The sequence below is a fragment of the Spirosoma profusum genome (genome assembly GCF_014699005.1).
Classification (GTDB): Bacteria; Bacteroidota; Bacteroidia; order Cytophagales; family Spirosomataceae; genus Spirosoma; species Spirosoma profusum.
Genome location: NZ_JACWZY010000021.1, coordinates 62,242 through 87,450 on the forward strand (window position 1 = coordinate 62,242; position 25,209 = coordinate 87,450).

The 25,209-nt window shown below is 47.7% G+C and carries 26 protein-coding genes; 17 read left to right on the plus strand and 9 right to left on the minus strand.

Features of this window, described 5'->3' with window-relative positions; translation table 11 throughout:
• Positions 1–12 precede the first annotated feature (12 nt).
• Positions 13–741, plus strand: coding sequence for a LytR/AlgR family response regulator transcription factor (locus IC229_RS22175; RefSeq protein WP_190889213.1), 729 nt, complete (start codon positions 13–15; stop codon positions 739–741).
• 36 nt (positions 742–777) lie between these two features.
• On the opposite strand, the gene IC229_RS22180 is transcribed toward IC229_RS22175, so the two are convergent.
• The 7 genes from IC229_RS22180 to IC229_RS22210 form a co-directional block, all read right to left on the minus strand.
• Positions 778–1,020 (minus strand): hypothetical protein, encoded by a 243-nt coding sequence (locus IC229_RS22180; protein WP_190889214.1) that lies wholly within the window; start codon positions 1,018–1,020, stop codon positions 778–780.
• A 76-nt stretch (positions 1,021–1,096) separates the two neighbouring features.
• Positions 1,097–2,812, minus strand: coding sequence for a toprim domain-containing protein (locus IC229_RS22185; protein WP_190889215.1), 1,716 nt, complete (start codon positions 2,810–2,812; stop codon positions 1,097–1,099).
• A 19-nt stretch (positions 2,813–2,831) separates the two neighbouring features.
• A complete protein-coding gene (locus IC229_RS22190) occupies positions 2,832–3,764 on the minus strand; it encodes a DUF3945 domain-containing protein (protein WP_190889216.1) in 933 nt (310 codons plus the stop codon).
• A gap of 183 nt (positions 3,765–3,947) precedes the next feature.
• Positions 3,948–4,379, minus strand: a complete 432-nt coding sequence (locus tag IC229_RS22195; protein ID WP_190889217.1) for a hypothetical protein — start codon at positions 4,377–4,379, stop codon at positions 3,948–3,950.
• Positions 4,379–6,418 (minus strand): YWFCY domain-containing protein, encoded by a 2,040-nt coding sequence (locus tag IC229_RS22200; protein ID WP_190889218.1) that lies wholly within the window; start codon positions 6,416–6,418, stop codon positions 4,379–4,381. The genes IC229_RS22195 and IC229_RS22200 overlap by 1 nt, the downstream gene beginning before the upstream one ends.
• 34 nt (positions 6,419–6,452) lie before the next feature.
• Positions 6,453–7,727 (minus strand): relaxase/mobilization nuclease domain-containing protein, encoded by a 1,275-nt coding sequence (locus IC229_RS22205; protein ID WP_190889219.1) that lies wholly within the window; start codon positions 7,725–7,727, stop codon positions 6,453–6,455.
• A 7-nt stretch (positions 7,728–7,734) separates the two neighbouring features.
• Complete coding sequence (locus tag IC229_RS22210) at positions 7,735–8,157, minus strand: plasmid mobilization protein (RefSeq protein WP_190889220.1); 423 nt, start codon at positions 8,155–8,157, stop codon at positions 7,735–7,737.
• Between the two features lie 477 nt (positions 8,158–8,634).
• On the opposite strand from IC229_RS22210, the gene IC229_RS22215 reads away from it, so the two are divergent.
• The 15 genes from IC229_RS22215 to IC229_RS22285 all read left to right on the plus strand — a co-directional run bounded on the left by IC229_RS22215 (position 8,635) and on the right by IC229_RS22285 (position 20,992).
• Positions 8,635–9,402, plus strand: a complete 768-nt coding sequence (locus IC229_RS22215; protein WP_317171614.1) for a ParA family protein — start codon at positions 8,635–8,637, stop codon at positions 9,400–9,402.
• Positions 9,383–9,865, plus strand: coding sequence for a hypothetical protein (locus tag IC229_RS22220; protein ID WP_190889222.1), 483 nt, complete (start codon positions 9,383–9,385; stop codon positions 9,863–9,865). Before IC229_RS22215 ends, IC229_RS22220 begins: the two co-directional genes overlap by 20 nt.
• Positions 9,843–10,358, plus strand: coding sequence for a hypothetical protein (locus tag IC229_RS22225; RefSeq protein ID WP_190889223.1), 516 nt, complete (start codon positions 9,843–9,845; stop codon positions 10,356–10,358). Before IC229_RS22220 ends, IC229_RS22225 begins: the two co-directional genes overlap by 23 nt.
• Positions 10,359–10,772: 414 nt before the next feature.
• Positions 10,773–11,096 carry a DUF4134 family protein gene (locus IC229_RS22230; RefSeq protein ID WP_190889224.1) on the plus strand — a complete coding sequence of 108 codons (324 nt, stop codon included), beginning with the start codon at positions 10,773–10,775 and terminating at the stop codon, positions 11,094–11,096.
• Positions 11,096–11,452 carry a DUF4133 domain-containing protein gene (locus IC229_RS22235; RefSeq protein ID WP_190889225.1) on the plus strand — a complete coding sequence of 119 codons (357 nt, stop codon included), beginning with the start codon at positions 11,096–11,098 and terminating at the stop codon, positions 11,450–11,452. Before IC229_RS22230 ends, IC229_RS22235 begins: the two co-directional genes overlap by 1 nt.
• Positions 11,400–13,901 (plus strand): TraG family conjugative transposon ATPase, encoded by a 2,502-nt coding sequence (locus IC229_RS22240; protein ID WP_394355976.1) that lies wholly within the window; start codon positions 11,400–11,402, stop codon positions 13,899–13,901. The genes IC229_RS22235 and IC229_RS22240 overlap by 53 nt, the downstream gene beginning before the upstream one ends.
• Positions 13,902–14,073: 172 nt before the next feature.
• On the plus strand, positions 14,074–15,225 hold the full coding sequence (locus tag IC229_RS22245) for a hypothetical protein (RefSeq protein ID WP_190889227.1): 1,152 nt from the start codon (positions 14,074–14,076) through the stop codon (positions 15,223–15,225).
• 2 nt (positions 15,226–15,227) lie between these two features.
• On the plus strand, positions 15,228–15,872 hold the full coding sequence (gene traK / locus IC229_RS22250; protein WP_190889228.1) for a conjugative transposon protein TraK: 645 nt from the start codon (positions 15,228–15,230) through the stop codon (positions 15,870–15,872).
• Complete coding sequence (locus IC229_RS22255; RefSeq protein WP_190889229.1) at positions 15,869–16,177, plus strand: hypothetical protein; 309 nt, start codon at positions 15,869–15,871, stop codon at positions 16,175–16,177. Before traK ends, IC229_RS22255 begins: the two co-directional genes overlap by 4 nt.
• Positions 16,178–16,185: 8 nt before the next feature.
• A complete protein-coding gene (traM, locus tag IC229_RS22260) occupies positions 16,186–17,430 on the plus strand; it encodes a conjugative transposon protein TraM (RefSeq protein ID WP_190889230.1) in 1,245 nt (414 codons plus the stop codon).
• Positions 17,431–17,434: 4 nt separating this feature from the next.
• Positions 17,435–18,304, plus strand: a complete 870-nt coding sequence (gene traN, locus IC229_RS22265; RefSeq protein ID WP_190889231.1) for a conjugative transposon protein TraN — start codon at positions 17,435–17,437, stop codon at positions 18,302–18,304.
• Positions 18,301–18,897: a conjugal transfer protein TraO gene (locus tag IC229_RS22270; protein WP_190889232.1), complete on the plus strand. Its 597-nt coding sequence runs from the start codon at positions 18,301–18,303 to the stop codon at positions 18,895–18,897. The genes traN and IC229_RS22270 overlap by 4 nt, the downstream gene beginning before the upstream one ends.
• Positions 18,894–19,310 carry a TraQ conjugal transfer family protein gene (locus IC229_RS22275; RefSeq protein WP_190889233.1) on the plus strand — a complete coding sequence of 139 codons (417 nt, stop codon included), beginning with the start codon at positions 18,894–18,896 and terminating at the stop codon, positions 19,308–19,310. The genes IC229_RS22270 and IC229_RS22275 overlap by 4 nt, the downstream gene beginning before the upstream one ends.
• Before the next feature lie 30 nt (positions 19,311–19,340).
• Positions 19,341–20,357 (plus strand): hypothetical protein, encoded by a 1,017-nt coding sequence (locus tag IC229_RS22280; protein WP_190889234.1) that lies wholly within the window; start codon positions 19,341–19,343, stop codon positions 20,355–20,357.
• Positions 20,358–20,362: 5 nt separating this feature from the next.
• Positions 20,363–20,992, plus strand: coding sequence for a hypothetical protein (locus tag IC229_RS22285; RefSeq protein ID WP_190889235.1), 630 nt, complete (start codon positions 20,363–20,365; stop codon positions 20,990–20,992).
• A 221-nt stretch (positions 20,993–21,213) separates the two neighbouring features.
• Here IC229_RS22285 and IC229_RS22290 read toward each other — a convergent pair whose 3' ends face one another.
• Entirely contained in the window at positions 21,214–21,942 is a 729-nt protein-coding gene (locus IC229_RS22290) for a hypothetical protein (RefSeq protein WP_223834128.1), read from the minus strand.
• A gap of 913 nt (positions 21,943–22,855) precedes the next feature.
• On the opposite strand from IC229_RS22290, the gene IC229_RS22295 reads away from it, so the two are divergent.
• Positions 22,856–23,959: a replication initiation protein gene (locus IC229_RS22295; protein WP_190889237.1), complete on the plus strand. Its 1,104-nt coding sequence runs from the start codon at positions 22,856–22,858 to the stop codon at positions 23,957–23,959.
• Positions 23,960–24,610: 651 nt separating this feature from the next.
• On the opposite strand, the gene IC229_RS22300 is transcribed toward IC229_RS22295, so the two are convergent.
• Positions 24,611–25,123 carry a CPBP family intramembrane glutamic endopeptidase gene (locus IC229_RS22300; RefSeq protein WP_190889238.1) on the minus strand — a complete coding sequence of 171 codons (513 nt, stop codon included), beginning with the start codon at positions 25,121–25,123 and terminating at the stop codon, positions 24,611–24,613.
• Positions 25,124–25,209: the final 86 nt, after the last annotated feature.

A 25,209-nucleotide genomic window follows, 5' to 3' on the forward strand; every position in this document is an offset into this window, starting at 1 on the left:
TCCACCTCTTTTATGGCTATCACCTGTATTGTCGTCGATGATGAGGAAATGGCAATCGAGCACCTGCTCAGCTATATTGACAAAGTGCCTTTTCTTAAGCTGGAAGCTTCATTCCTTGATCCCACGGAAGCGCTTACTTTTTTAGATGACCATCCCGTTGACCTGGTTTTACTGGACATTGAGATGCCCAATTTTGCGATTGATGGCATGGATTTCATCAAGATATCAGGCCACAAACACAACTACATTTTAACAACGGCTTATCCTAAATATGCCCTACCAAGCTACGATTACGATGTAGTTGATTTTCTCTGTAAGCCCTTTCCCTTTGATCGTTTTTTGAAGGCAGTTAACAAGGTCCGTTCCTTAAGTGAGTCGACTTCCGATGAGCCAGAATCGGATGACCATACCTATGTGCGGGTAGATGGTAAATTGCAACGTATTGACTTTACTGAAATACTCTGGATCGAAAGTGAGCGAACGTACGTATCCATTTACACGCCGACGGATCGGATCAATTTACACCTTTCCTTAAGTGAACTGGAAGCTTTACTGCCCTCCAAGCTGTTTATTCGGGTGCATAAGTCCTACATCGTATCCAAGAAGCGGATTGATTTGATTGAAAAAGAGCAGCTGGGTATCAAGAAAGAAAGTCAAACCAAGCTCATTCCAATTGGGGAGGCTTATCGAAAATCACTCATCAAGGCGATTTTCCCCAATAAAAAAAATAAACCCGCCTGATCAGGGAACGGGTTAACTAAATTGAATAATGGCTCATCAGGACTGTGGCTGCTGAAGCAGTTGGCGACGGTTATCAAATTCAACGCGTTCCACAGCATAAATCCGGCAGACAGGTGGGTACTTGGGCCTCAACTGGTCCATTTTTTTCATGGCCAGCTTGATGGCTTTAAATTCCTGAGGCTCCTGCTTATCTGTCGACGACAAACCGACTAGTTTACCATCACTTGCCAGGTAAAACTCCTTGCCTCCACCATCTTCAATATTGATCACATAAGTCATTAATTTGCTGGACGTCCGCTTTTCAGATCGATCCGTTGCAAAACTAATCAAAGTCGATTGGCTGATCATGCAGGTTTTAGGGTTTTACCGCTGTTTTTTGCGTTGGTGTCGGCTCGGCAACTCCCCCACTTTTGAGGTGCTGACTGGCCAGCTTCTTCTCCGCCTGAACTAGTCCGTCCAGGGCTGGATTTTGGATCGACTTAACGCTTTTCCCCTGCTCTAGAGTCAATTCAGCGAGTGACGTTAAAAATCCGAACTCCGTTCGCTGATATAAGCCAAACGAGCCTGTAAAACCTTCTGTTTCCGCCTGATTTTTAAACTGTTGGAAGGAGCGTGCCATTTTTGCGATGGAATTCCCGTTCAGCAGTTCCATCCCTGTCTCATCCTTAATGACAAAGCCAAACTTTTTTCCCAGGGTAATTTCTCGGGTAAGTTCCAGATTATAATCTTTGGTAAAGGATTTACTGATCTGAATCCGCTGATCAAGTTGGGTCAATTCCAGTAAGGTTTTACTGACGGCCGACAATGGACCTACTGCTTCCGGAATATTCAGAACGATTTGCCCCTGATTATAGCCCAGGGTTATCAACTGGCCATTTAATTCTTTTTTAGCCAGTGGATCCGCTTCCGGCGAAAACTGTGCCTGCACACTTTTATTGTACGTTTCAATCCGATCCAGCAATGCTTCCCGAATGGAACGGGAAGCATCTTGTTCGGGTAATAGATACCCAATCCGATTGATACCCGCTACCGTTGAGGTTAAGGGAAATTTGGTGGCTGATAGCTGCTGAATGAATTGCAGATCAAACAGGTGACCTTTCGAATCATTATCAAAGGCCAGGTTGATTTTCCAATCAGGCGCTTTATCGAACGAGGCGATATACCTCGTGATGGTATTGACCTGCTGAGCTGTCAGCTGGCCACCAGTTGAGAAATAAACAGCATTGAACTGATCGTCTCCCTGAATGGTCCGCAGCTGCTTATGCGAAAGTACATCGATACCACTTTCCAGAATAAAGAATTGCGCTGGCTTTTGGGGTGGATTCGATATAAACACACTGCTGTAGCGATCGCTGCCGGCAGCGTGTAATTTCACATTCTCATTGCGTAATTCTAGCCCTGTCACCTCCGTTGACAGACCGTTGTAGTAAGGGAAAGCTACGTTGCTAAACGTAACGTAGTTACGTTCCGGGTGCTCCTTTACCGTCATAAAGCTTTCAGATTGGCCTTTTTCGGGATCGAAGTAAGAGATTTGCGCAACGACTTTATTGACAAACTCGGGGCTGCTAATTGTCTGGGGAGCGATCTGACGGGAGGTCAGGTAATTACCGGCCTCCAGCGGACGGATATCAAAGATTTCTTTGGCAAAGGCCTGTTTTGGTTTATCATCACTTAACGTAACTGCCGTCTGCCGATTTCGTGCTACTAATGAAGGATCAACCCGCAGGTAGTCATAGAGTACGCTGATCACATTTTTGAATTCATGTTCGGTGGGCCGGTTAAAGGTGGAAAACACCGTGGTCAGCCGATTTCGGATAAAATCAATGACAGTACCCGAATCCGTGAAATCGCCGGCGCGCTGATAAACCTGCTGGGCAGCGTCCTGTGGATTCTTAATAATGATCTTATCATTATACTGCACATTTTCCAGTACCGGGCGGCTCTTACCTTTTTGTCGTTGAGGCTCATAGCCATACTGTAAGGCTAATTCAATGATCGACACATTTGCCCTGAGCTCCTGCAAGGGGATCAGGTTAGGAAATCGCTCCCTGAGCTCATCAAACTTTGTCATTTGGTAGTGAATGTGAAGATTAGTGAGCCTTTCTAGTTCTTTTTACTGATTGCTGTTCCGTTTTTTTATCTAGTAGACCCGTCACCGTTTCCAGTTGTTTATGACTGGTCGTTTCGAAGCCTGCTTTTGTTTCCTGGCTCAGGGTTTGATCGGTCTTTCCTCCTTCATTATTGTGTGCCAACTGCTGGTGAAACTGCCGATCGGGCTTCAATTGAACATCCATCCGGTTAAAGTCTGAGAACTGGAGGGATTGCCGCGCGGCCGACACCGATACGCTGGCCGTAAAGGGTTCACCCTGTTGATCGAGCAGGCCGCTTAGCCGCACCTGATGGCCCGAAGCCAGCTGAAGCTGTTGATCTTTGGTTAGATCAATGCCCAGCAATTTGATAGGCAGCTGTTCGGGTTTGACACGCCAGAACTCCAGGGTATTCGTTTGCTCATCTACCCGAAGATAGGTGGGCACCAGATTGCCATTTTCCAGAATTAGAAACGGACGAGGCAAAGCACCTTCACTTTTTAGTTGTTGCCGCTCACGCTCACTTAACTGGATGCCATCAATTTTTTCCGGAATAGATAGTATGGGCTCAATGGGGGTAACCCGTATATCGGGTCCATGCTCGGTCATCACTATACGTAAGCAACCCTCCAGCTTTATAGTTGGCGTTACAAAAATGGCTAAAGGAACCGTTTGTTGACCGGAAAACAAGGCTTGGGCCACCGTAGGATGGTTAGCCAGATGCTCTGGCCCCCAGCCAATCTGTGCCAGACTTTGCTCGATCTGCGCCCGGTAGGGCTCCAGTTCGTGGCGGAGAACGGCTGCCTGTTCTTCAAGACTGAAAAACTGATCAGTCTGGGCATATTGCCAGGCGGTTTGCCCTTGGGTGAGACTGGGTGCAATATTATCCAGTCCATCCACCTGACTACGCGCATAATTGATGGCTTCTGTTTCCATAAGATGGCGTTTGTAGAGTTGAAAATTGATGATCGGGTAAATGTATTAATTAAACTATCTGATAAAATTAAATTATGCAAATAAGCGCCTATAAAGTTGCATTATTTATAATTCAGTAGGTGAAGACATAAAAAAACAGGTCATTTATTGACCCGTTTTATACTAGTATCAGCTGAGCTGGCGCTATAAGCTCAACAGTTCAGCCGCCTGGGCTAATTCGGTTTCCGAACCAGAAAGATCTTTGTCCTCCAGCGGTTCATAGCCTAACTGACGTAGCTGATTTGTCAGATCCACATAACCTTTATTCAGCAACCGGCTTAGCTGATGAATCTGATTGCTGATCTTCAGAAGTTCATTGCCCGAAGAAATCATCATTGAGAGTCGACTATTGTCCTCAAACAGAATCCAATCCAGATTATAACCGTGGCCACGATAGAATAGCAAAAGGGCCACCAGCGCATGGGTTGTACCTCCGAGGCCATTTTCAAGCCGGTAGACCTTATGCTTCTCCAGACCGCATTTCTCCCCTACGTCCTGGGTGTTGAGTTTAGTACCGAGCCGGTCGCTCAGGTGTTTCCGCAGGTTGATCAACCGCTCGCTAATTACATCTGCCATTACTCGTCTCCAGTTTTGGGTTTACCCGGATCATCTCCGAGCTTGGGTCTTCCAGGAGCCTTATTGACTTTCTTTTCGAGTCTTGTGAGTTCAGATTCGACCAGCCCGTTAATGTCAGCTTTGATCTGTTTGTAATTCTCACGTACCCTGTCTTCCAGGCTCTGCTGAACAAAAATAGAAAAGTCCGGCAATTCCTTCACTTTTTGTTCTTTTTCAAAGTCAGCCACATCAATTGCTAACCGGGCGTGAAACGCCTTTTTATCACTTTCCTGGCCAACATTATCGGACAAAACGCCTGCAAACCAGCCCTGGCTAAGTTGTGCCATCTTAGCGGCCGGTACCATCCAGTTCAATTCCGTTGAAAAACCGTGCGTGGTGTCCTCCGACTGAATATTGATATTCTCTTTACGCTGCACGCTTTTGCCGATCCGGTTCTGCATGGCCTCTGCCGTTTTGTCAAAGACCTGACCTGAAATGATATTACCACAGGTGTTTTTAATCGACTCGGCTTCCTTGGAACCGTAGTCTTTCTCCAGCTGCGAAAAATCCTGCATACCAATCGTAACAGCTACCCGGTTACTACGAGCCGTTTGAATAAGCTCACCAATGCCTTTGAAATAAATGGTTGGTAATTCGTCGACGACTAATGAGGATGGATGTTGTCCTGATTTGTTGATCAGGCTCATAATCCTGTAGTTATACAGGCCCAATGCCGCCCCGTAAGTGTCTTTCACTGTCTGATTGTTTCCTAAACAAAGAATCTTAGGTTCCTGTGGATCATTGATCTCGAGCGAGAAATCATGCGCGCTCATCGTCCAGTAGAGCGCCGGGCTGGCCACCCTGGCTAATGCAATCTGCGCGGTCGATATCTGCCCCTCCAGCTGATCAACGGCCCCCCCCTGAGCAGCCGACGCAAAGGGAATTGTCAGGATGGCCAGATCAGGATGATTCATCAGAATAGGAATGATTTCCCGGTAGTTGCGCGTGGCAAGTTCGATTAAGTGCGGAAACGTGCAGTACTGTCCTTGATCATACGTCCGCAGATACCAGATCAGGGCGGCTACGTAGTTGATGGGGGATTCAACGAAGTACTCTCCTTGTCGGTCGATCCACTTTCGGTTGAGGTTCATCAGCATCATGCGTGAGGTTTCAACCGCGTGTGATATGCTAGGTAAATAGCTTGGATGAAGGGGATTACTGCGGTGCGACTTTCGGGGATCATCGAAATTGATGCAATAGAATTTCAGCTTTTTGGGGAGCTTCTTCTGATGCCGAATCAAGGCATTGTAGGCAACCATGGTGAGCGATGGGTATTTGAAATCATAGACGTACATCGACAGCCCTTTCTCAATGTGCTGCCGGATGACGGAATGAATAACTCCATAGGTTTTACCTGATCCGGGTGATCCCATCAGCAGCAAGGCCCGGAAGGTCGCTGATATATTCAGCCATCCTTTTCGCTTTCCCTCAAATTCGTACTCGGTTGGAATGTTTACCGAATAGGTGTTGGCCAAAAGCTGCTCTTCCTGGGGGAAGGTTTCATTAATCCGGTTAAAGCGGTCTTTCCCAAGCGAGGAATGAAGGAGCCGGTTAATGCCCTGCGTGCCCTTAATCAGATACAACATGCCGGCGATGGTGAGCACCAGGTACACGACGCTAAGGCTGTTGACACTTAGAAAGCGTAGAAAGATGAGGCTATTTTCGCGCAGGATCAACGTACTTCCTACGAACAAAACAAGTCCCAAAACTATCGTTCTGAAGACTGAACTACACGTAAGGGTCATTGATTTAACGCCCCGGTTGGCTGTTCCATAGGCGGCTATGAGACCACCGCCAAAAAGCTTGAGTGTCCATGGTGTAGTAAACACGCTTGAATTTTGGGTCGTCTTACTCAGCATGTTGTTGGTTATCGGAGATTCGATTCCAAAGCTGGCAAAGAATAGATTGAGCTCCACATACAGATGGAGACCTAAGCAGGCAAGTCCTGCCCATAGAAACATCTCCAAATTATTATTTAGCGGTTTGCGGTCTTCTCTCATTGTTTTTACTATTAAATGTTAGGGTAAGGTCAGTTTAGGATAATCGGGCTTTGTGGGCTCGTTTGAGCATCTTTTTAAGTTCGTGCTCACTTTCCTGCTCGTCACCATCTCGTCCGATGGCATACAGGAGTTGGCTTATAAGGTCCAGATTGGGCATAGGCTCTTGATTTTGGGTTAGATGTGTTTGTTTATTGGTAAAATCGGTTTCCTCTGTCTTATTAGTAAGCTTAGTAGTAGGTTCGGGGGCAAGCTCACGTTTACTGGGAGCTATATACGTTTCCCCCAATGCAGCTTTTAAAGATCCGGCCGTAAAGCTTTTTCCGAGCTCACTACCGGTATAAATCGCGCGGGATCGGACGTCGACGAACGAGAGGCCAAACAAGTTATTACCAGTGCCGAAATGGGGAATTACTTCGACACCTACTCCGGAAAGCCGCTGCTGAAAATTATCCCATCCCGTGCTTTGGGCTAGTTGATTAAAAGCAACTTTGCGAAGCCTGGCCACTTTATCCCCTTTCACTTTTTTCCCGGCATTCATCCGACGGCTAACCGTTTCCATAGTTGGCTGACGAGGCAGGCCGCTGGCTTTAAATGTGGCTCCCTGAGCGGCTTTATTGCTGTCAATGGCCGAATACACCAGCCCGGGCTTTTTGCCCTCCAGAGCCACTTCTGTGGCCCTTACGTTGTAAAGGTTCAGCAGCTGATTAAACTGAGAAAAACTACTGAAGGTGAAATCCTGGAGAATACCGTTTACGACGGTAGCAATATCCTGCTTAAGGTCTCCCCTACCGTATTCCACCGGCTGTAGCTGGCCACGCTCGGGACGAAGGGCGGCTTTCTGGGCTACCTGTAAGCCAAATTCCTTTTCGATTTGTTGCCGCAGCTTATTACTGCGTTCCCGCTCGTAGGTGTCGGAGATCTTCTTACCCACGCTATCGACGCGTACTGAAACAATGTGAAGATGCGGGTGATCGGTATCAAAATGCTGGTAGATCACGTAGGGTTGTTTCCCATAACCAAGCCCTTCCATGTACCGATCAGCAATAGCAATCATATCGATGGCCGAAGGTTTTTCACCTTTTGCCATCGATAAACTGGCGTGAAAAGTTGGCTTTCTTATTTTCGGGTTCAAATCGGCCTGCTGTTCCAGCTTGGCAGTTACTGTAGCCAATCCTAATTCCTGCACTGGCAAGATGACACCCCGGTAATTGCGAACAGCCAGTCGTTCTGCATCCCCTTTTCCAACCTTAGTCTCGTTATAGTAACCGGCACCGGTGGGTGAACTTCCACTGCTGATCCGTATAACCATAGTGGGTTCAGTAAGCAGCCTGTGGCTCGGTTGATAGGGACAGTATAACCGCTCGTAACTGTGCATCAATACGCTGCATCTGGCTGGCCATGTTGTCGACTTCCCGCTGTAGATCCTGGTAATCTGTCGTACTGTTGATGCGCTTCGATGATTGATTAATGTTTACACCAATGCGCAATAAATCGGCTCTCATCTCGACTAACAGGGACAATGTTTCATCCTGAAATGTGTCTAGTTGTGTCTTCATCACTAAAGGCTTCTGCAAACAAACGTTCCGTATGAAGGCCGACAAGTCTTTTGCTTTCGTTGTTGATTTACGTTCTTTAAGTAGTTTATGCTCCAGTTTAGTGAAGCGAACTGTAACCTTGAAATCACTCCGTTCCTCTTGGGGTAACTCGGGCCTTCCGCCCCGGTATATTTTGTTTTCCATAGCGAATTTTGATTTAAACAGGCCGACTTCGAAGGTCTGTCAGTGAATACCCCTTTTGGGGTAGGCAATGGTTTTTGTCGGACAAAAACACATCTTGCTATCGTAAGGCGATGCTTTTTTTATTTCAGAATTTGTAATTCTGGAAAACGGCAATAATTCTCAATAGACGTTACTTTACTTGTAAACTTGACCTTTATACGAAACGACGACGTCTTTAGAGGCTCTTGTGTAAATTAGTTTACTACTCTACAAGTTAATCAATTTACTATTTTACTGAAACTGTATTAGTAGTCAAATAGTTAACTAATTTATTTGTAATATAATTGACAAGTTAATTTGCAAATTAGTTACTTAGTTGATTTATATACTAATTAACTAATTAATAAATTAAGTGATTATTTAATTACGTACTTACAAGATTTGTAAAGTTGTAAGTTATGTAATTACTTAGCGTCGTTTTTCAAACAGTTATTCATTGTGATCCCTCCAAAACCTCAGCTCCATTCGGAGACCAATCCCCTGCATTCAGGTCCGACAATCATTGCATTTGCCACCCAAAAAGGTGGAATGGGAAAAACAACACTGTCCGTCCTAGTAGCTTCATGGCTTCACTATCGGCGTGGAATTAAGGTTGCTCTTTTGGACGTCGATGGTTCTCAGCTGTCAGTTTACAATCAGCGACTGCGGGAATCTGAACAGATGGATGAGGACACCGCTGCTCGTCTGGACGAGCAGGACATTGAACCCTACCCAATTCTCTCCGGAAACCCCAGTGATGTGCCGTCACTCCTTAATCAACTAGCAGCGGACGTACAGCTGGTGCTGATCGATATGCCAGGTAACATTGATGTTGAAGGGTACGATACGGCCATCAGTAAACTGGACTACCTGTTAGTGCCCATGGAAACCTCGGAATACTCGGTGACAACCGGCTTCAATTACCTGACGGCTATTAAGCAGATCAATCTGCTACCTACGGGGAGGTGCCGTGTAGTCTGGAATAAATACAAGCCTTCCCGGGATGGCGAGTTAGCTGATCAATTGGAAGAGCGATTTGCCCAATACGGCTTTCAGGCGCTGAAAAGCCGTATACCTCAGCGGGATTCCTACCAGGATGCTACCAACCGCTCAACCCTTTTTGCCATGCCCGTTGCTTACCTGCGCAATAGCGGGCTGAAGGACCTGTTCACTGAAATCGAAACCCTACTTTCAAATCATCAAGCCAATGAGCCAGAACAAGCCTAAACTCTCTGACATTACCCGGCAAAATAACACCGCCCGGGTCAGCAAATTTGCCAGCTCAATGATTCCGACACCTCCGATCCAAACCGAGGAGACAAAACCAGTTGATCAGGAGCCTGTTCAGCCAACGGCTGCAGTTATTACCCAGCCTGAAATAAATAACACGGCACGAGCGGGGGCCGCCCAGCCTAGCGAGGATGTCCAATCGTTCAATATTCCGAATGAGCAGACACCAGTTGTCAAATCAACCCGCAAACGTACAGCATCTCTTAGCCTGGACGATATACTTAGTCCTAAAGCGCCATATGATGAAACATTCAGTAAGATGACCCGAATTGCCGCAAAACATCATGATTTGCTTCGGGAGCTTTCTTTCAGGTACCGCAAGAATATGAATACCATTTTGTATAACCTGCTGGAGGTGCTTGATCAAACCTACCAGCGTGAAAAACAAAACAATGTTTAGTCAATATTCCTGGTGGGACTTCGCCAAAGTGGTTGGGGTTACCTTGGTCGTTTATTACATCTACGTGCTATGGACCTATTACCGGGAAGACATCCGGGAATGGATCAGCAACCGAGGTAGTCAGCCACCTCAACCAGCTCCCATTGAAGAAGAGGAGGATAGTTCAGCCCTGTATTCAGTAAAGAGTTATGCCGGAGTTCCTTCGGAACAGACTCCACAACCTATCCCTGATGATAATAACCATACTGACTTAACGGGTTTGATTGCTAATCAGGAGCAGGCTTTCACCATCCCGCTTACCGGTGAAGTCCAACGACCGGCTGAACAATCCCTAACCCAGTTGCTGAGCGCCGGACAACGAATTCAAACTAACCAACAAGGTGTTTTGGTTGCTAACGACCCAACAGACAAGGATGCAGAACGACTGGCCACTGTGATCAATCAACAACAGGAACACCGGCAGGCATTTAAGGATATCTCCTTTACGCGTTAATCCAAAATGTCAATGAACAGCCAGTGGCATTAACAGGGTGCTGCGTGAGTCACATGAGGCCAGACGAATACGTCTGGCCTTTTTTAGTACCCAACATACCGAGCAAATGTTGTAATAAATTATATAACTATCAATAATATTTTATTCATTTTATGTAATTATATCATATTTTACTTTCTTTTTTCATCTTTAAAAGGCACATTGGAGTTATATATTTGTTTACTCTACAAATGATTTCTACAATTATGAAGGAAATCTTAAATTATAAATAACTGTATTATAGGCCTTTATTAAAATTGTAAAAATTTTATTTATAATAAATTTGCTTAACACTTTACATATTATGTATTATTGAATCTTTAAAGTTTCATAATTTGAATATTAACTATTTTTATCTAACTAAATTTGTTCCTCATGTTTAAACGGACAAGATTTCTGGCTATGCAAGCCGCCCTGTTAGTGGACCTGTTGTTTATGACCACGCTGGCCAATTCTCAGGCCAGCGGTAATGGGGCTGCGGCCTTGAGTACGACTGCCACAACGATCCGTAGTTACGCTACGGCAGCCCAAACCATTATCCTAGCACTTGGGGTTGTAATCGGACTGATCGGCGCAGTGCGGGTGTACTCCAAGTTTCACAATGGGGATCCCGATACTCAGAAAGCGGTCATGAGTTGGTTTGGAGCCGCTTTATTTCTGGTAGCTGTCGGCACGATCCTAACGGCATTCTTCGGGTAATGCTGGAGATCAACAAAGGCATTGGCAAGCCCGTAGAATTCCGGGGCTTGAAGGGTACGTATTTGTACCTCTCCGTCGGAATAGTTATAAGCAGCCTCCTGCTAGCCCTGACGCTCTACGGGTTATTCGGCTTAAATACCTACTTGGCCACGCTCATTGTGATAGGCAGTGCTTTGGGAGGCATCTGGTTCTGCATACGGCTTTCCGCAAAATACGGTGTATCGGGTCTGCTCAAACTGGAGGCAACCCGCAATCAACCCAAGGCTATCTTGATTTCATCTGCCAACCCATTTGCCCAGCTCCGTGAAACTAAACGCTCGAAGTCTTCAAACCGCATTGCCACTGCTGGCCGTTGAGAATAATTGTCTGATCAACAAAATGGCCGATATCACTGTTGGGTTCCGGCTTCATTTGCCGGAAATCTTTACGCTCTCTGGAGAGGATTATCGTACGCTTCACAGTGCGCTGGTGAAAGCCATCAAGCTGATGCCCATTGGTACGCTGATTCATAAACAGGATTGGTTTACTGAGGAGCGTTACCAGCCGGATCTGGAGCAAGGGGACGATAGTTTCCTCACCCAGGCTTTCCACCGGCATTTCGTCGAGCGGCCCTTCCTGAATCATCACTGCTACCTCTACATTTCCAAGCTGCCCAAGCATCGCCAGAAGCAGAAAAGTAATGGCCATAGTTTGACCCGGCGTCGGCTGGTACCTAGAGAGCAAATGACTGCGCGCGAACTACAGCCGTTCTTTGATGCCGTGTCGCAATTTGAGCGGATTCTGTTGGATGGTGGTATTACCGCTCAGCGACTGACCGATGAGGAATTGGTAAGTGGAAAAGGAGATAAAGGTATTGTGCCTAATTATTTCCGTCTTCAGCCCGATGGACGTCGGAAAGTGATTCTGGAAGATTGGGACATTGATGGCCGGGTCCGAATTGGCTCCAAAGATGTGCTATGTTTTACGCTCTCCGATGCCGAAACGCTTCCTCAGGTTGTGGATATAATGGCCAACTACGGGCCACTTTCTTCCGACGGTACCCAATTCGCGGTGGGCAATGTGCTGCCGGTTGGACTTATGCTCCCCTGCAACCATGTTTATAATCAGTACATCAGTCTGGATGATGCCCAGGCGGCTTTGCGTGAGTTTGAGCATAGCGCCCGGCACCTGAATTCGCTCTCGAAATTTTCATCCGAGAACGGAATTAACCGGGACTGGACAAGCCGGTATATTCAGGAGGCCATTCAGCATCAGCGCACGGTCTGCCGTGCACACTATAATGTGATGGTGTGGACCGAAAAACCAGAACAACTGGATTACCTGCGGGCCCGTACCTCCTCGGCCATTGCTCAGCTAGACTGTTTACCCAAGCAGAACACGATGGATGCAGCCAGGTTACTATGGGCAGGTATACCCGGCAATGCGGGGGATCTGCCCTTTGATGAGACGTTTTACACCTTCGTCGAGCAGGCTGTTTGTTTTTTCAATCTGGAGTCAGTGTATCAGTCTTCGCTGTCCCCATTTGGCATTCGGCTCTGTGATCGCCAGGGCAAACCGGTTTGGGTGGATCTGTCCGACGAACCCATGCAGAAAGGGTGGGTAACTAACCGCAATAAGTTTGTGATCGGGCCATCCGGATCGGGGAAATCCTTTTTCATGAATCACCTGGTTCGCCAGTATTATGAGCAGAATACGCACATATTGCTGGTTGACGTCGGCCATTCCTACCGGGGTTTATGCGAACTGGTTCGTCGGAAAACGCGCGGGAAAGATGGTATCTATCTGACCTATGAAGAGGATAAACCCATTACGTTCAATCCCTTCTACGTCGAAGATGGCTCTTATTCAATTGATAAGATTACTTCCATCAATACACTCCTAAAAACGCTCTGGAAGAATGAAACCGAGAGTTTCTCCAGGACCGAGGAAGTGGCGCTATCAGATGCGGTGGAGGAGTTTATCAAACAGGTAAAGAAGGGTAGGGCAGAGGCTTCGTTTAACGGCTTCTATGAGTACTGTAACGATGAGCAGGGGTTTCGGGCCTTCCTCAGGGAAAAGAAGTATACCGACAAGTATTTTGACATCGAGCAGTTCATCATCACCATGCAGCCTTTCTACAAGGGCGGTAAGTATGATTACCTGCTCAACTCAAATATGAAGGTGGACCTTTTGAATAAACGGTTCATTGTCTTCGAGCTGGATAACATCAAGGACCACCCGATTCTGTTTCCCATTGTGACGCTGATCATTATGGAAACCTTCGTGACCAAGATGCGCCGGCTGGATCTGGCTACCCGGAAAATGATGGTGATCGAAGAGGCCTGGAAAGCGATCGCGAAGGAATCGATGGCGGACTACATCAAGTACCTGTTCAAAACCGTCCGTAAACATTTTGGCGAGGCCCTGGTGGTAACGCAGGAGATTGATGATATCATCGGGAATACCATTGTCAAAGATGCTATTATCAATAATTCGGATTGTAAAATACTGCTCGATCAATCGAAGTATCAACACCGGTTCGAAGAGGTTCGCCAGTTGCTGGGCCTTTCAGAGAAACAGAAGCAATTAATTCTTTCGGTCAATAAAGACAACGACGCCCGGCGCAAATACAAGGAGGTCTTTATTGCGTTGGGGGCCCGGGCCAAAGTATACGCTACAGAGGTAAGTCTGGAGGAGTATGCGGCCTATACAACCGAGTCTCCGGAGAAAGCGGAGGTCATTCGTCGAACAGCTCAGAATGGAGGAGATATCCAGGTCGCTATCGTTGATTTTGCGGATGCCAGGCGAAAGTCTGAATTAGCCTGACGTTTTCGAGGCAAGCAAAAACAGACTGCAATCCAGCGACTTATAAGCCTTGTCGTTTTGCCAGTTAAGCAAACAAACACTCAAACAACACCAGCTGGAGCCTAAACAACACGACCTGTCTACTCAATAGACACGAGGTCTTTATCGGTTCATTTTTATTCATCCTATCGGCATGATTTTACTTCAGGCACCCGGTGGTACCTACGTGGACTATGACTTCTATCAAAAGTTTGGCTCCATCGAAGAGGCCATTAAAACCGCTTTTACGGAGGTATTGGAAGGCATGGGCAACCTGGGAGACGTTGCTTCAGCCATTGCGGCCATTGGCGCGACCTTCTACATTGGCATGCGGATTCTGGGCCATTTCGCCCGGGCAGAATCCATCGATGTATTTCCCCTGCTGCGGCCCTTTGCCATTGGATTTCTGGTCCTAAACTTCACACTGGTTACCGACTTTATTGGCGCCCTGATCAAGCCACTGGAAACAGTAACCCAGAATATGGTTGATGTGCAGACGACCCGCATTCAGCAGCTGGAGCAGATGCGTCAAGAAAAGATTCAGGAGAAACTACGTCAGCTTGATGAGAAGATTGGAGAATTCAGTTCGTGGTCAATTGGCCAATACTTTCCGCTCCTAATTGAAAAGATGGGTATTTACCTGGAAGAGGGATTTAATGAATTTCTGAAGAACCTGTTTTATGCCCTGTTCCTGGCCGCCCGGCTGGTGATCCTGACAACCCGTGCCTTTTTTCTAATTGTACTGACCATGGTAGGGCCGCTGGCCTTCGCACTGGCCATCTTTACCGGCTTTCAGGATTCACATCTGATGTGGATTGCCCGGTACGTGCAGATCTCCTTATGGTTTCCCCTGGCCAACATCCTGGGTACCATTGTCACCTATCTGCAAGGCAAAGTCATCACACTCCAGTACCTGGAACTAACTAACAATGTACCGGAAGAAGCCCAGAGTGGGGAGCTGATCTATATCGTCTTCATGATCATCGCAACCCTGGCCTACTTCACGATCCCAACCATCTCCTCGTACATTATTTCTTCCTCGGGAGTAGGCAGCGCCTTGCAGCGCATGACTAATATGACCTCTGCAATGGTCATAGGCACTGTTATGCCTGCTACAGGTATGGTAGGAGCGTCGGCTGTTGCTGGGGGAAAAGGTGCTGCTAGGGGAGCAGGAGCCGTGGCCGGCTTAGGCTGGGAAGTAGCCGCGGGGGTGGGTCAGACGGCCGCTAATTATGCGCAGTATTACGGAACGGCGGCTAAACAGGAATTTCAGAACATGCGAAACATTACTAAAAGCTCCGATTAAGTATGGCCGCTCAAGATCAAACCTTTTTCAAATCGCTCCGAAACCTGGAGACCTCGTACCGTAACATTCGGATTCTGGCTTTTGTGAGCGTAGGCGCGTTCACGTTAATAGCCATAGGAAGCCTGGTTTTTGCCTATAGCGTGAAAACTGACTCGGAAAGTAGAATCTATGTGGTAGAGCAGGGAAAATCGCTGATAGCAGCATTACGCAACGATGTGCGGGAAAATAGGCCGGTGGAAGGGCGGGATCACATCCGACGGTTTCATGAGCTTTTCTTCACGCTCGACCCGGATTCCAAGGCCATCGAAGAGCACATTAAAGAAGCGCTTCCGTATGCGGATGAAAGTGTGTCCAGACTCTATTTGGATACCAAAGAGAAAGGCTACTATAGCCAGTTGATTCAGGCTTCCGCTTCGCAGGAAATTCAGGTCGACAGTATTCAGTTAGATCTGAATCAATACCCGTATCAGTTCAGAACCTTCGCCCGGCAACAGATCATCCGCCTGACCAACATCACCGTGCGAAAGCTGGTCACCACGGGATACCTACGTAATGTGAGCCGCTCGGAGGTGAACCCGCACGGCTTTCTGATTGAGAAATTTGCGGTTCTGGATAACGCTGACCTGGAAGAACGCATACGACAATGAAAAGAGCCATTATGCTAATGAGTGGACTCGGCGACTTCCTGATGAGCCTGTCCGATCGGAATCGACTCCTGATGGTAGTGGGGGCACTGGGGTTGCTGGGTGGAGGTAGCGTTTACAAATTAGCCGTTAGCCTTCGAAAGCTTCAGGAGCCCCTTCCAGTGGCCACGCCAGAGCAACTCATTGATCCGATGCGGCAACTGTTTCGCCAAACCTCTACTAAAGCCATACAATACGAACAGGCTCGAAGTCGTGAGCTCCAGCGCCTGGACAGTTTGGCCAAAAAGTATTCAACGATTAAACCTTAGGACTGATCATGAACACCGTTTTAACTGCCCCTCATAGCGATGCGGCCTTTTATCGAAAACGGCAGGCCATGTTAATTTTTCCGCTTATCGTGCTGCCCTTTATAGCCGTTTTGTTCTGGCTGTTTGGGGGTGGGAGAGGGCGACACAACCAGGCCGATGAAGTGGCAGCTGGCCACGGGCGATTTACGGGCTTCAATGCGATGGTACCCAATGCCAAGAACGGATCGATTAACGGCCGGGAGGTGGATGGACCGGGGTATGGTAAAGCCCCGATTGGGCAAATGCTGTCCACTTTCACCAATACGCGTCAGGATTCGATTTCCAGGGTATTAAAAGCAATTCCGGTTGGCCATTCGGTTAATGCGAATCCAACTACGCATGCATCGAGCCTGGCCAGTGTGCCGGTTATGAGTTCAACCCCTGCGCGTTTTGAAAGGCCCTCGAATGCTGCGGCTCTTGCCGCTACCCAGTCCACACCACGCACTCCTGTAAAAGCGTATACTTACAACGCACCCGGTAGAAGATCCTATCAGACGACACCGGATGCTTCTCAGCCAGTAGAGCCGCATCCGGTTGAAAGCAGTCGACAACTTCCTGCTGCAACGAGGCGGGTTTCAACCGGCCAAGCATCAGCAGGGACTTCGGAAAGCAATCCTGCTTCGGTTCGGTTAACTGATAACTTAACTGCCAGCAGGCTATCGGAGCCCCTGGAACCTGAAAGTCCGTTTCTAACGGCACCAACTGGAGGCTCCCGGCCGCAACCAACTCAGGCGGTTCTCAGTGGAGGAAGTTATGGACAGAAGAAAGCCATTGCCTGGATGATCCCGGTTGTGGTTCATGAGGATCAGACCCTGCGGGATGGCCAGCAGGTGAAACTGCGGCTGTTAAAGGAAATAACGGCGGATGGGGTAACTATTCCCTCAAACACCATTCTATACGCCCTTTGTCAGCTCTCCGAAGATCGGCTGCGGTTAGCGGTCAGGAATCTGCAATTAGGCAACCAACTGATTCCACTGGATCTGGATGTATATGATACCGATGGTTCACCAGGCATTAATGCACCGGGCTTAAGTGGAAACAGTCAGATGGGTGGCCAGCTCCGTTCTTCTGTGGTGCAAGGGGTGCAGTTGCCTGGCATGGGGAGTCTGGGCAACACCGTTCTTAATTCCGCTCGTATGGGCGCCTCGAATGCTGTTCGTCAGACTACTATCCGACTACGGGCCGGCTATAATCTTTACTTAAAAGCGCAATAATCTCATGAAACGTATCCTGATTCTACTTAGTCTGCTGGCTGGCCTGACTGCTCAGCCAGCAGTGGCTCAACTGGCTTTTGTGTTGCCAATGACCAATTCGAGCATACGTCCCTCGTATGCTATTCAGGTATCTACCAATAAAACTACGCACATTATATTCCCCTATGAGATCCGGTATGCCGATCTGGGCAGTAAGGAGATTGCTGGGGAAGCTGTTGAAAAAGCGGGCAATGTATTTCGCCTGAAAGCCGTTAGCCAGAATCCATTTCTGGAAACAAACCTGACTGTGGTAACGGCCGATGGACGGTTGTTTAGTTTCCTGTTGACCTATAAGGATCATCCTAATGCTTTAACGTACGATTTGACCAAAATCCTGTTAGACGGGGACGTGTCCAAAAGTGCCAGGGTCAGTACGGGATCTCAGGCTCGTTTAGCCGATAATCTGAATCGACAAGGGGAGCTGGCCATGCATAGCCGCCGAAAAATCCGTCATGTAGGCTATAAAGCCATGGGGATCAATCTTTACCTGAAGAATATCCTTTACAAGGATGACCTCATGTTTCTGGTGATGGGAATTGACAATGCGTCCAAACTGGATTATGCAATCGATTATCTACGCACGTATGTGATGCAACTTAAACGGGTAGGGGAGAGCTCCGCCACACAGGACGTCCCCATCGACCCCATTAAAGAGTTCGATGCTAGTGAACGGGTGATTGCCCGGCACGATGCAATCACCAAAGTGATAGCCATTGACCGGCTTACGCTGGAAAAAGACCGCCGGCTCATTGTGCAGATCGGTGAAGAAAGTGGTGGCCGTCAACTGTCGATATCCATTGGTCCTGAAGAATTAGCTACTGCACGTCCTTTATGAGAACTCGGTTAATAGGGCTGTGCCTGGCCAGCCTTCTATATTCATTGCCCACCGCTTCTGCCCAGATTCACCAGGGGGGGCAATCGGCTGTTGAGTTATCAGCCGGTACGCTGGATGGCTTCAGGCTTCCAGGCAAGGATAACTTTGGTTACTTCGTTTCGGTCTCGTATAGCCGTTACCGTTCGCGCTATATTTACTGGAAAGGAGGCCTGCATTTGAATCAGAAATTTTACACCTACGATCAGCGTCTGATTCCGGTTTCCCAGTGGCTCGGCGAAGCTACCTACTTCGCGCGGGTTATAGGCATGGTTGGGCGGTCCTGGGTGTTAAACATCGGCGGAGGCATTGCAGGGGGCTATGAATCCATTAACCAGGATCAGCAATTGGTGGAAGGGGCTACCCTTTTAAACCCTTCTAAATGGTTATTGGGCCCAACAATTGCCCTGGAAGGGGAATATATTTTGTCAGGCCGCACGATCCTTATCGCCCGGATTCAGGAATATTACCTGTTCCGCTCCAGCATTATACCGACTCGGTTTAATCTGGGCCTTGGTATCAAATTCATTTTACCCTCTGATTCAAATCAAGAATGAAAACATGGCTTTGCCTGACTGGCCTGGTGTTATTTCTGGGCTGTCAAACGGAAACACTCGACATCCGGGCAAACTACCGGATCAAACTCAATGCGGCTTCGCCCGGCGCTACGCTGAAACTACATCAGCCTTACGCGTTATCACTGGAGCTATCGACCGATTCTTACTACCAAAAGTACGGGTATCAGCTTCAGTTCTACCAGCAAAGCGGATTGGGCAAGCTGGAGCGAACTAACGATAAAGAAAAGACCAGCGTCCTTCAGAAAGTAGCCGTCTCCCTGCCGCTCGGCCTATCGGCCTGGCAGTATACGCCTAAAGCAATTGGCAGTAGCCAGGTGGTACTGGTTGCCCAGCAGGAGCGGGGGTATACCCAGCCCGATACGGTTCGGTTACTCTTCCAGGTCATGCCCTAATATTCATTGAACTATAAATTCTGCCTTTCTATGAAAACTCGCTTTATCCCCATTCTCATTGTCGCAATCCTGGCCAGTAACACTGGATACGCCCAGAGCGGAAGTGGTGGTAGTACAACGACCATTAGTCTCAAAGGAGACTCAGGCACTGAACAGGCGGCCAAGCTGGAGTTGATCCGGATCCTTCAGGAACGACTTAATAAACTAACGGTAAGTCAGCTAAACGCCCGAATTATTGTCTCCAGGGGCGTTACGGATTACTATAAGGTAAAGGAAATTATGGATATGCAGGACAAGATGTGGGCCTTCCGCTCGCGCTACGTCACGCAGGCCAACAAGCTGGAGGATGCCAATAAAGGGTTCGCTACGGGAGGTTTTGCCTTCAAATACATCAGTGCTTTCAATGCCGCATTGAGCACTGCTGACGTGGTCAAAAAGCAGCTAGATGCAGTTATCAGGTCAGGCACCCCAATTATCCTGCCGGCCATGCCCACCTTTGATATTTCACCGGCTAACAGTGATCCGGGAGAAGATGTAGTTGTGGCGATGAATAGTATCCTGAGTTCGTACGGAATAAACTCACAAGCGGACTTCGATCAGCTACCCAAGGAAAAGCAGGATGAAATAAAAGCCAAGATGCAGGAAGCCGCTAAGCCATTAGAGGATGCTATCAGGCAACAGATGAAAGATTCCAACAAACAGGTACTGGCTACCCTGGGTAACATTGTAGGCGCGGCTTTTGGGGTAGCTGGTGCCGGCAACATGTTAGTTGGTCTGGCCAGCGGAAACACCAGTGGCCTGTCAGCTTTAGTAGGCAGTATTGTCGATAACTTTCAGATACCGGCGGACTACTATGACTCGCCGACGTTAAAATTGACCGATTCAGAACGCATCAAGATCATCGATGAGCTTCACGTCCGTATTTCGGAGGCTTATCAGCAGACCCTTGCGCTGGGTGCCAGCATGAGTTCAGACACCAAAGACCGCTATAAGGAGTTGAGCCAGCCCCGGAATGATGTGATTCTCTACGGACCCAAAAAACCATGATCGTTATGAAAAACTGGATCCGTTACGGCTTAATTCTTTTGCTGACAATAAGTTGGGGCTGTTCACCCAAACAGCCAGCGCCTTTGTTGCCTGATTACATGAAAATACCTCAAGACCTGTCCAACTTCAGGGGATCTGGCCGTATCACTATCGATGGTGGTCTGTCGTTGCGGACTGAAGGAGCTGAGCAGCTGGATGCCGCGACAAAAACCTATTCGGGCCTCATCGCTTCTGTCATAGGCGGGAGTCTGCTTGCCGAGTTCACCGCTGGCCAGCCCCTGGCTTATCGGGATAATAATTCGGTGCCGACAGAATACCGGTCTAATGGGTCGCTTCGCATAAACAGCGCGCTGGTAAACGGTACCTACCCAATGGGGATTAATAGTCCAGCTGGCCCACGTGGTGAGCGAGCTGATCTTACACTCCATTTGCCTGGCCCTCAGATTTATTTTACGCAGGATGGAAGTTTGACCATCACTCTCGCGGAAAAGCTCAGCCAGCAGGGATCGCTAAATCTATACCAGCTTAGGGGTTCGTTCACGGCAACGCTAGGGGCAAGTGGAGTAGGCACATCCCCTGGTAAGCAGACACGGGTAGATGGTACGTTTGATTTGTTAGTAGTTTCCAATCTGTAATTACTTTATCATGATCTCTTTGCCGACTGGGCCTTTAGTTAGGCTGGTAAATCAGGACTAGACTTACTACCTTTTAGTTTCCAATAAAGTTATGCCCTAATTAGTGTCCAGTAAAAGGTAGTAAGTTCACTGGCTACTGCAAAGGCCGATTATACAGTATATGGAATCTAATGGTTGGCTACCGGCTTGTGTCCATACACGCCGGTAGCATAGAGAATTCGTTATACCAAGGGTGGCTGACTATTCGCCTCAAGTCGTAGGCGGGCGTAGAGGGTGTGTTTCCCCGCCTCGGATTGAATCGAAAAATTAGCCAAGTATCCTTCCACTTCCCGGTTCTGGTAAGGGTGCTCCCGGTGAATCTCAACCGGATCAATAAAGAGGATATTATATCGGTTCTGGGTAATGTTACCCAGTCGGTCGCGCTGGGTGTTGAGCAGATGTTCCTGTTCGTTGGCGAAATCCCCAGAATCCAGTCGGTATTTATAATTCACCGTCACGTACATGTGCTGGCGCGAGTAGTTAGACAAAGCCATTTCGTAGCGCTCCGGCGTGGCTAAAATCGCTTCCCACTGCTGGATCTGCTGCTGATAAAGGCCAATCTTACCGCTTGCTTCGGCCCGCTTGGGAGCGGGTAAAACGGCCAGTTTTTGGGCAAGTACCTGGCATTTGACCAGCAAATCATTAAGGTAGGTCTGGATTTGATTTATTTTTTCGGCCGGCGGTAAATCCTTGTCTTTTAGTAACCAGTACCGGTGCTTTCGGTAAAACGTCAACCGCACGGCTGGCCGGTCCAGATTAACCAGCTTGATGGTGCGGCAGTCAAAAGCACGCAGGGGCTCAAACAGGGGTTGGTGCACCGCATCCACAAAAAAAATTGTGCCCGTGGCCGCCCAGTCCCCTTCAATGTCCCAGGCATCCCGGTTGGGCCGCAGTTTGGGTACTTCTTCCATAAGCTGGGTAAAATCCGCTAGCAACCGAGCATAGGTTTGGGGATCGTAGTGTTTGCGTTTCGCATGCGAGGCGAAGTCTTCCGTTTCTTCCATGGCAAATTAGTAGGGTCGGTTGCAAATATATTTCCCTTTAAGGGAAACTTACAAGTTTTTTGTTGCTAAATTTTAGTATGATTTTTCTTGTTGCCTTGATTTTCTGAGGAGTAACCGACCGTTTTTTCCCCTAGATAACCGTATAATCTATATTAAAAAAGAAATTAAAAAGTCATTTTTAATGATAGATTAGACAATTAAGATATTATAGGATGTGGATAACTTTCTTAACTAACTGTTAATCAATTAATTACAAGTGAATAAGTAAGCTTATCCTAACGCATGATAGCAGGAGCCTAACATGTGATAGCAGGAGCCTAACATATGATAGTCGAAGACGCACAGGTAATAGTCGAAGACCTAACAGATAATAGTCAGTAGCCTAACCAATGATAGTCGAAAGCCTAACGGATAATAGTCAGGTTGACTAGGGGCAGGGACAAATTGTCGTTTTCTAAAGCCCTGATGTTCCTAACAAATGATAGTCGGTATCCCTAACAGATAATAGTCGAAACGGGCGGGAAGGCCTAACAGCCCACCTAGCGGGCGGGATACAGGTGGAATTACGCATAAAGAAGCCCGTAAAGTCCTATTTTTTGCCAAGGTAGGAACAAGAGTGCCTCGTTTCACCCATGCAAAAGAGGCTGACCCTAACAGATAATAGTCGAAACGAGTCAGAATACCAGTGTTTAACTAAGTTTCTTGAGAGTAAGTGAAGTCGCTATTAGCTGATAATCAGCTTTTTATTCCTAACAAACAGAAAATTGTTTGTTAGGAATAAAATCGGTTGTACCTTGTATTCACTATTATCTGTTAGGCAATGCGTAAATCATCCCCGGCTACGTCCTCACTTCAGCTCTCTAGTAATCAGCTCTCACTTACCTTTGAGAGTAGCACCGTTACGGCGCCCGTTGAGGTTAACCCGGAGACGATTGTGCTGCGAACCTCCAACAATAAAACCATTCTGATCCGTGAGCCGCTGAAGCTGTTGACTTCCACGACTGAATTTGGATTTTTCGAGCGGCGGTTGTACTGGCTGGTGCTGCGGGAGATTCGCAATATCCAAGCCATTGATAAGCTAAAAATCAAGCCCTACGAGGAGATTAAGTTTCGCTTTCATTACTCGGAGGTGATCAAGGGTCACCCCAATGCCACCATCAAAAAAGTCATTGACCTGATTCAAAAGCGCACCATCAACTGGGAGGACGAGAATGGCAAGCACACCAATGTGGTGGTGTTTCCCATGGCGGAGTACTGGCCTAAAAAGGGAGTCATCGAACTGACGATGTACCACGCGGTCATTCCCGTTTTTTTGTATTTAGGCAGTGGCTACGCCCAATATGGCTACGAGGATGCGCTAATTCTCAGCAGCGAATACGCGCAGCTCCTGTTTACCAACCTGGCCCGTTTTCGTACTACGGGGATCTGGCGCGTGAATCTGGTGGAGCTTCGTCAACTGATCGGCGCTCACGAAAAATCCTACAACAATTACTCGGCCTTTCGGACCCGTGTGATTGATCTCTCGCTTCGGCAGATCAATGAGCATACCAATCTGCAAGTAAGCTACGAACCCCTCATGCAGGGCCGGGCTGTTATCGGACTTGTGTTTAGTATTCAGACCAAGGCTGCCCCGGAGGAACTGGAAAAGGAAACCAAGAAGGCCGAGATCCGCCAGCGGCTGGACGAACTGCTGCAAACCGACATTGCGGATTTAATTTCGTACGCGGCTAAGCAGCTGCAGACCTATTATCCTTCGTTCACTAGCCAGCAGCGGAAGGCCATTTTAACCAATAGCGAAAATCTTAAAGCCTTTATCCGGGCGGATCTATACGCTGAATACGGCTTTGCCGAAAAAGATCCCGAGGCCTACGTCGCCCAAAGCGTGTTTAATTATAAGAAAAACAAAGCGGGGGAACAGAATTAGTAATTCGTTAGCCCCTAAGAATTAGGGTAGGCAATGAGTTTTCGGACTTGATTCGGACGTTTTCGTGGACGATTTTGATTGAAGGCGCTACCAATGTAAACCATTCATCTATCGGTTATTTTATAGGGAAAAAGTAGTTCTATGCACCCTTTTATTGGACGAAAATCTCGATGATCCAACAAAGGATATCTCACGGTTAGTCTCGGAGTCGCGCTCGACTTGAGTTTGTTTGTAACAGCCTGATGATAAAACGTCCCAAGAACAGAGCGTTTTGTCCGACTCTGGGCGATGAATTTTTCATTAAATTGACTAACAAAAGATTGACTTCTGCTCCACAAACACTGATGCATAAATAGCGAGTTTTAGTCACTAGGAATTTACTATCAGTAGCCTATAACCAGCCATCAACTCCTTATCGGCTTGAAAATGCTTCACCTTCTGCGGTTATCAAACCTTTTAGCTTGGTGTTAAACTAGTCAAAACCCTGGTCTTGAAAGAGTCAGGTCACTAAACGTCTCCTACCTTATAGCTAACCACTAGCCACTTACGAAAGGGCTCGGTTAATGGAGTGACTGACATTGGATAGCCAGAGGTGGCATTACCCGTTACTCATTCATTCGGACGACTTAGTGTCCACCAAGAAATCCTTCGTTACCAGATGGCGTACAGGTTCCAAAGAATATGCAATACGATGGGTACGTAAAGTGACCGGCTTTGCAGCAGCGACAGAGTCAAAATGATTCCATTGAGAAATAGTAGGCTAATCACCGACCACTCATAATCCAGATGGATAACGGCCCAGATGGCTGAAAGAAGAATAATGGATAGCCCTTTTGGTAAACCCCAGTGCCCCAACTTAACAAACAATAAGCCCCGGAATACCAATTCCTCCAGTAGGGGGCCGACCAGGCAGACGCTTAATACCCTGACAATCGATAGCCACAGGGGTTGTCTGGCCCAAGGGCTAAAATCCCAGGTACCCCGCCAGTTCATCAGCCAATCAGTGCCCATCATCCACACAAGCCAAATCCCGATCCACCCCACTAACCTGAGCCCAGCCGGTTTTACTAACTGTAAGTCATCCCTGGCCGAGAGCTTAAGGCGTACCGTACTGATGTACCAAATGACTCCAAGACCCAACAAGGGTATTAGTAATTTACTCATTTAATCGTTGAAAATAGGGTTAATTCACCTAGACCAATCGCTATAAATTGCTACTTGGGTGCTTGCCTGCCAAGCGATCGGCGAGC

Excerpts from the sequence above, each read along its gene's own strand:
- IC229_RS22175 (WP_190889213.1), top strand. The coding sequence starts at position 13 with ATGGCTATCACCTGTATTGTCGTCGATGATGAGGAAATGGCAATCGAG.
- IC229_RS22180 (WP_190889214.1), bottom strand. The coding sequence starts at position 1,020 with ATGACTTATGTGATCAATATTGAAGATGGTGGAGGCAAGGAGTTTTAC.
- IC229_RS22185 (WP_190889215.1), bottom strand. The coding sequence starts at position 2,812 with ATGACAAAGTTTGATGAGCTCAGGGAGCGATTTCCTAACCTGATCCCC.
- IC229_RS22190 (WP_190889216.1), bottom strand. The coding sequence starts at position 3,764 with ATGGAAACAGAAGCCATCAATTATGCGCGTAGTCAGGTGGATGGACTG.
- IC229_RS22195 (WP_190889217.1), bottom strand. The coding sequence starts at position 4,379 with ATGGCAGATGTAATTAGCGAGCGGTTGATCAACCTGCGGAAACACCTG.
- IC229_RS22200 (WP_190889218.1), bottom strand. The coding sequence starts at position 6,418 with ATGAGAGAAGACCGCAAACCGCTAAATAATAATTTGGAGATGTTTCTA.
- IC229_RS22205 (WP_190889219.1), bottom strand. The coding sequence starts at position 7,727 with ATGGTTATACGGATCAGCAGTGGAAGTTCACCCACCGGTGCCGGTTAC.
- IC229_RS22210 (WP_190889220.1), bottom strand. The coding sequence starts at position 8,157 with ATGGAAAACAAAATATACCGGGGCGGAAGGCCCGAGTTACCCCAAGAG.
- IC229_RS22220 (WP_190889222.1), top strand. The coding sequence starts at position 9,383 with ATGAGCCAGAACAAGCCTAAACTCTCTGACATTACCCGGCAAAATAAC.
- IC229_RS22230 (WP_190889224.1), top strand. The coding sequence starts at position 10,773 with ATGTTTAAACGGACAAGATTTCTGGCTATGCAAGCCGCCCTGTTAGTG.
- IC229_RS22235 (WP_190889225.1), top strand. The coding sequence starts at position 11,096 with ATGCTGGAGATCAACAAAGGCATTGGCAAGCCCGTAGAATTCCGGGGC.
- IC229_RS22245 (WP_190889227.1), top strand. The coding sequence starts at position 14,074 with ATGATTTTACTTCAGGCACCCGGTGGTACCTACGTGGACTATGACTTC.
- traK (WP_190889228.1), top strand. The coding sequence starts at position 15,228 with ATGGCCGCTCAAGATCAAACCTTTTTCAAATCGCTCCGAAACCTGGAG.
- IC229_RS22255 (WP_190889229.1), top strand. The coding sequence starts at position 15,869 with ATGAAAAGAGCCATTATGCTAATGAGTGGACTCGGCGACTTCCTGATG.
- traM (WP_190889230.1), top strand. The coding sequence starts at position 16,186 with ATGAACACCGTTTTAACTGCCCCTCATAGCGATGCGGCCTTTTATCGA.
- traN (WP_190889231.1), top strand. The coding sequence starts at position 17,435 with ATGAAACGTATCCTGATTCTACTTAGTCTGCTGGCTGGCCTGACTGCT.
- IC229_RS22270 (WP_190889232.1), top strand. The coding sequence starts at position 18,301 with ATGAGAACTCGGTTAATAGGGCTGTGCCTGGCCAGCCTTCTATATTCA.
- IC229_RS22275 (WP_190889233.1), top strand. The coding sequence starts at position 18,894 with ATGAAAACATGGCTTTGCCTGACTGGCCTGGTGTTATTTCTGGGCTGT.
- IC229_RS22280 (WP_190889234.1), top strand. The coding sequence starts at position 19,341 with ATGAAAACTCGCTTTATCCCCATTCTCATTGTCGCAATCCTGGCCAGT.
- IC229_RS22285 (WP_190889235.1), top strand. The coding sequence starts at position 20,363 with ATGAAAAACTGGATCCGTTACGGCTTAATTCTTTTGCTGACAATAAGT.
- IC229_RS22290 (WP_223834128.1), bottom strand. The coding sequence starts at position 21,942 with ATGGAAGAAGTACCCAAACTGCGGCCCAACCGGGATGCCTGGGACATT.
- IC229_RS22295 (WP_190889237.1), top strand. The coding sequence starts at position 22,856 with ATGCGTAAATCATCCCCGGCTACGTCCTCACTTCAGCTCTCTAGTAAT.
- IC229_RS22300 (WP_190889238.1), bottom strand. The coding sequence starts at position 25,123 with ATGAGTAAATTACTAATACCCTTGTTGGGTCTTGGAGTCATTTGGTAC.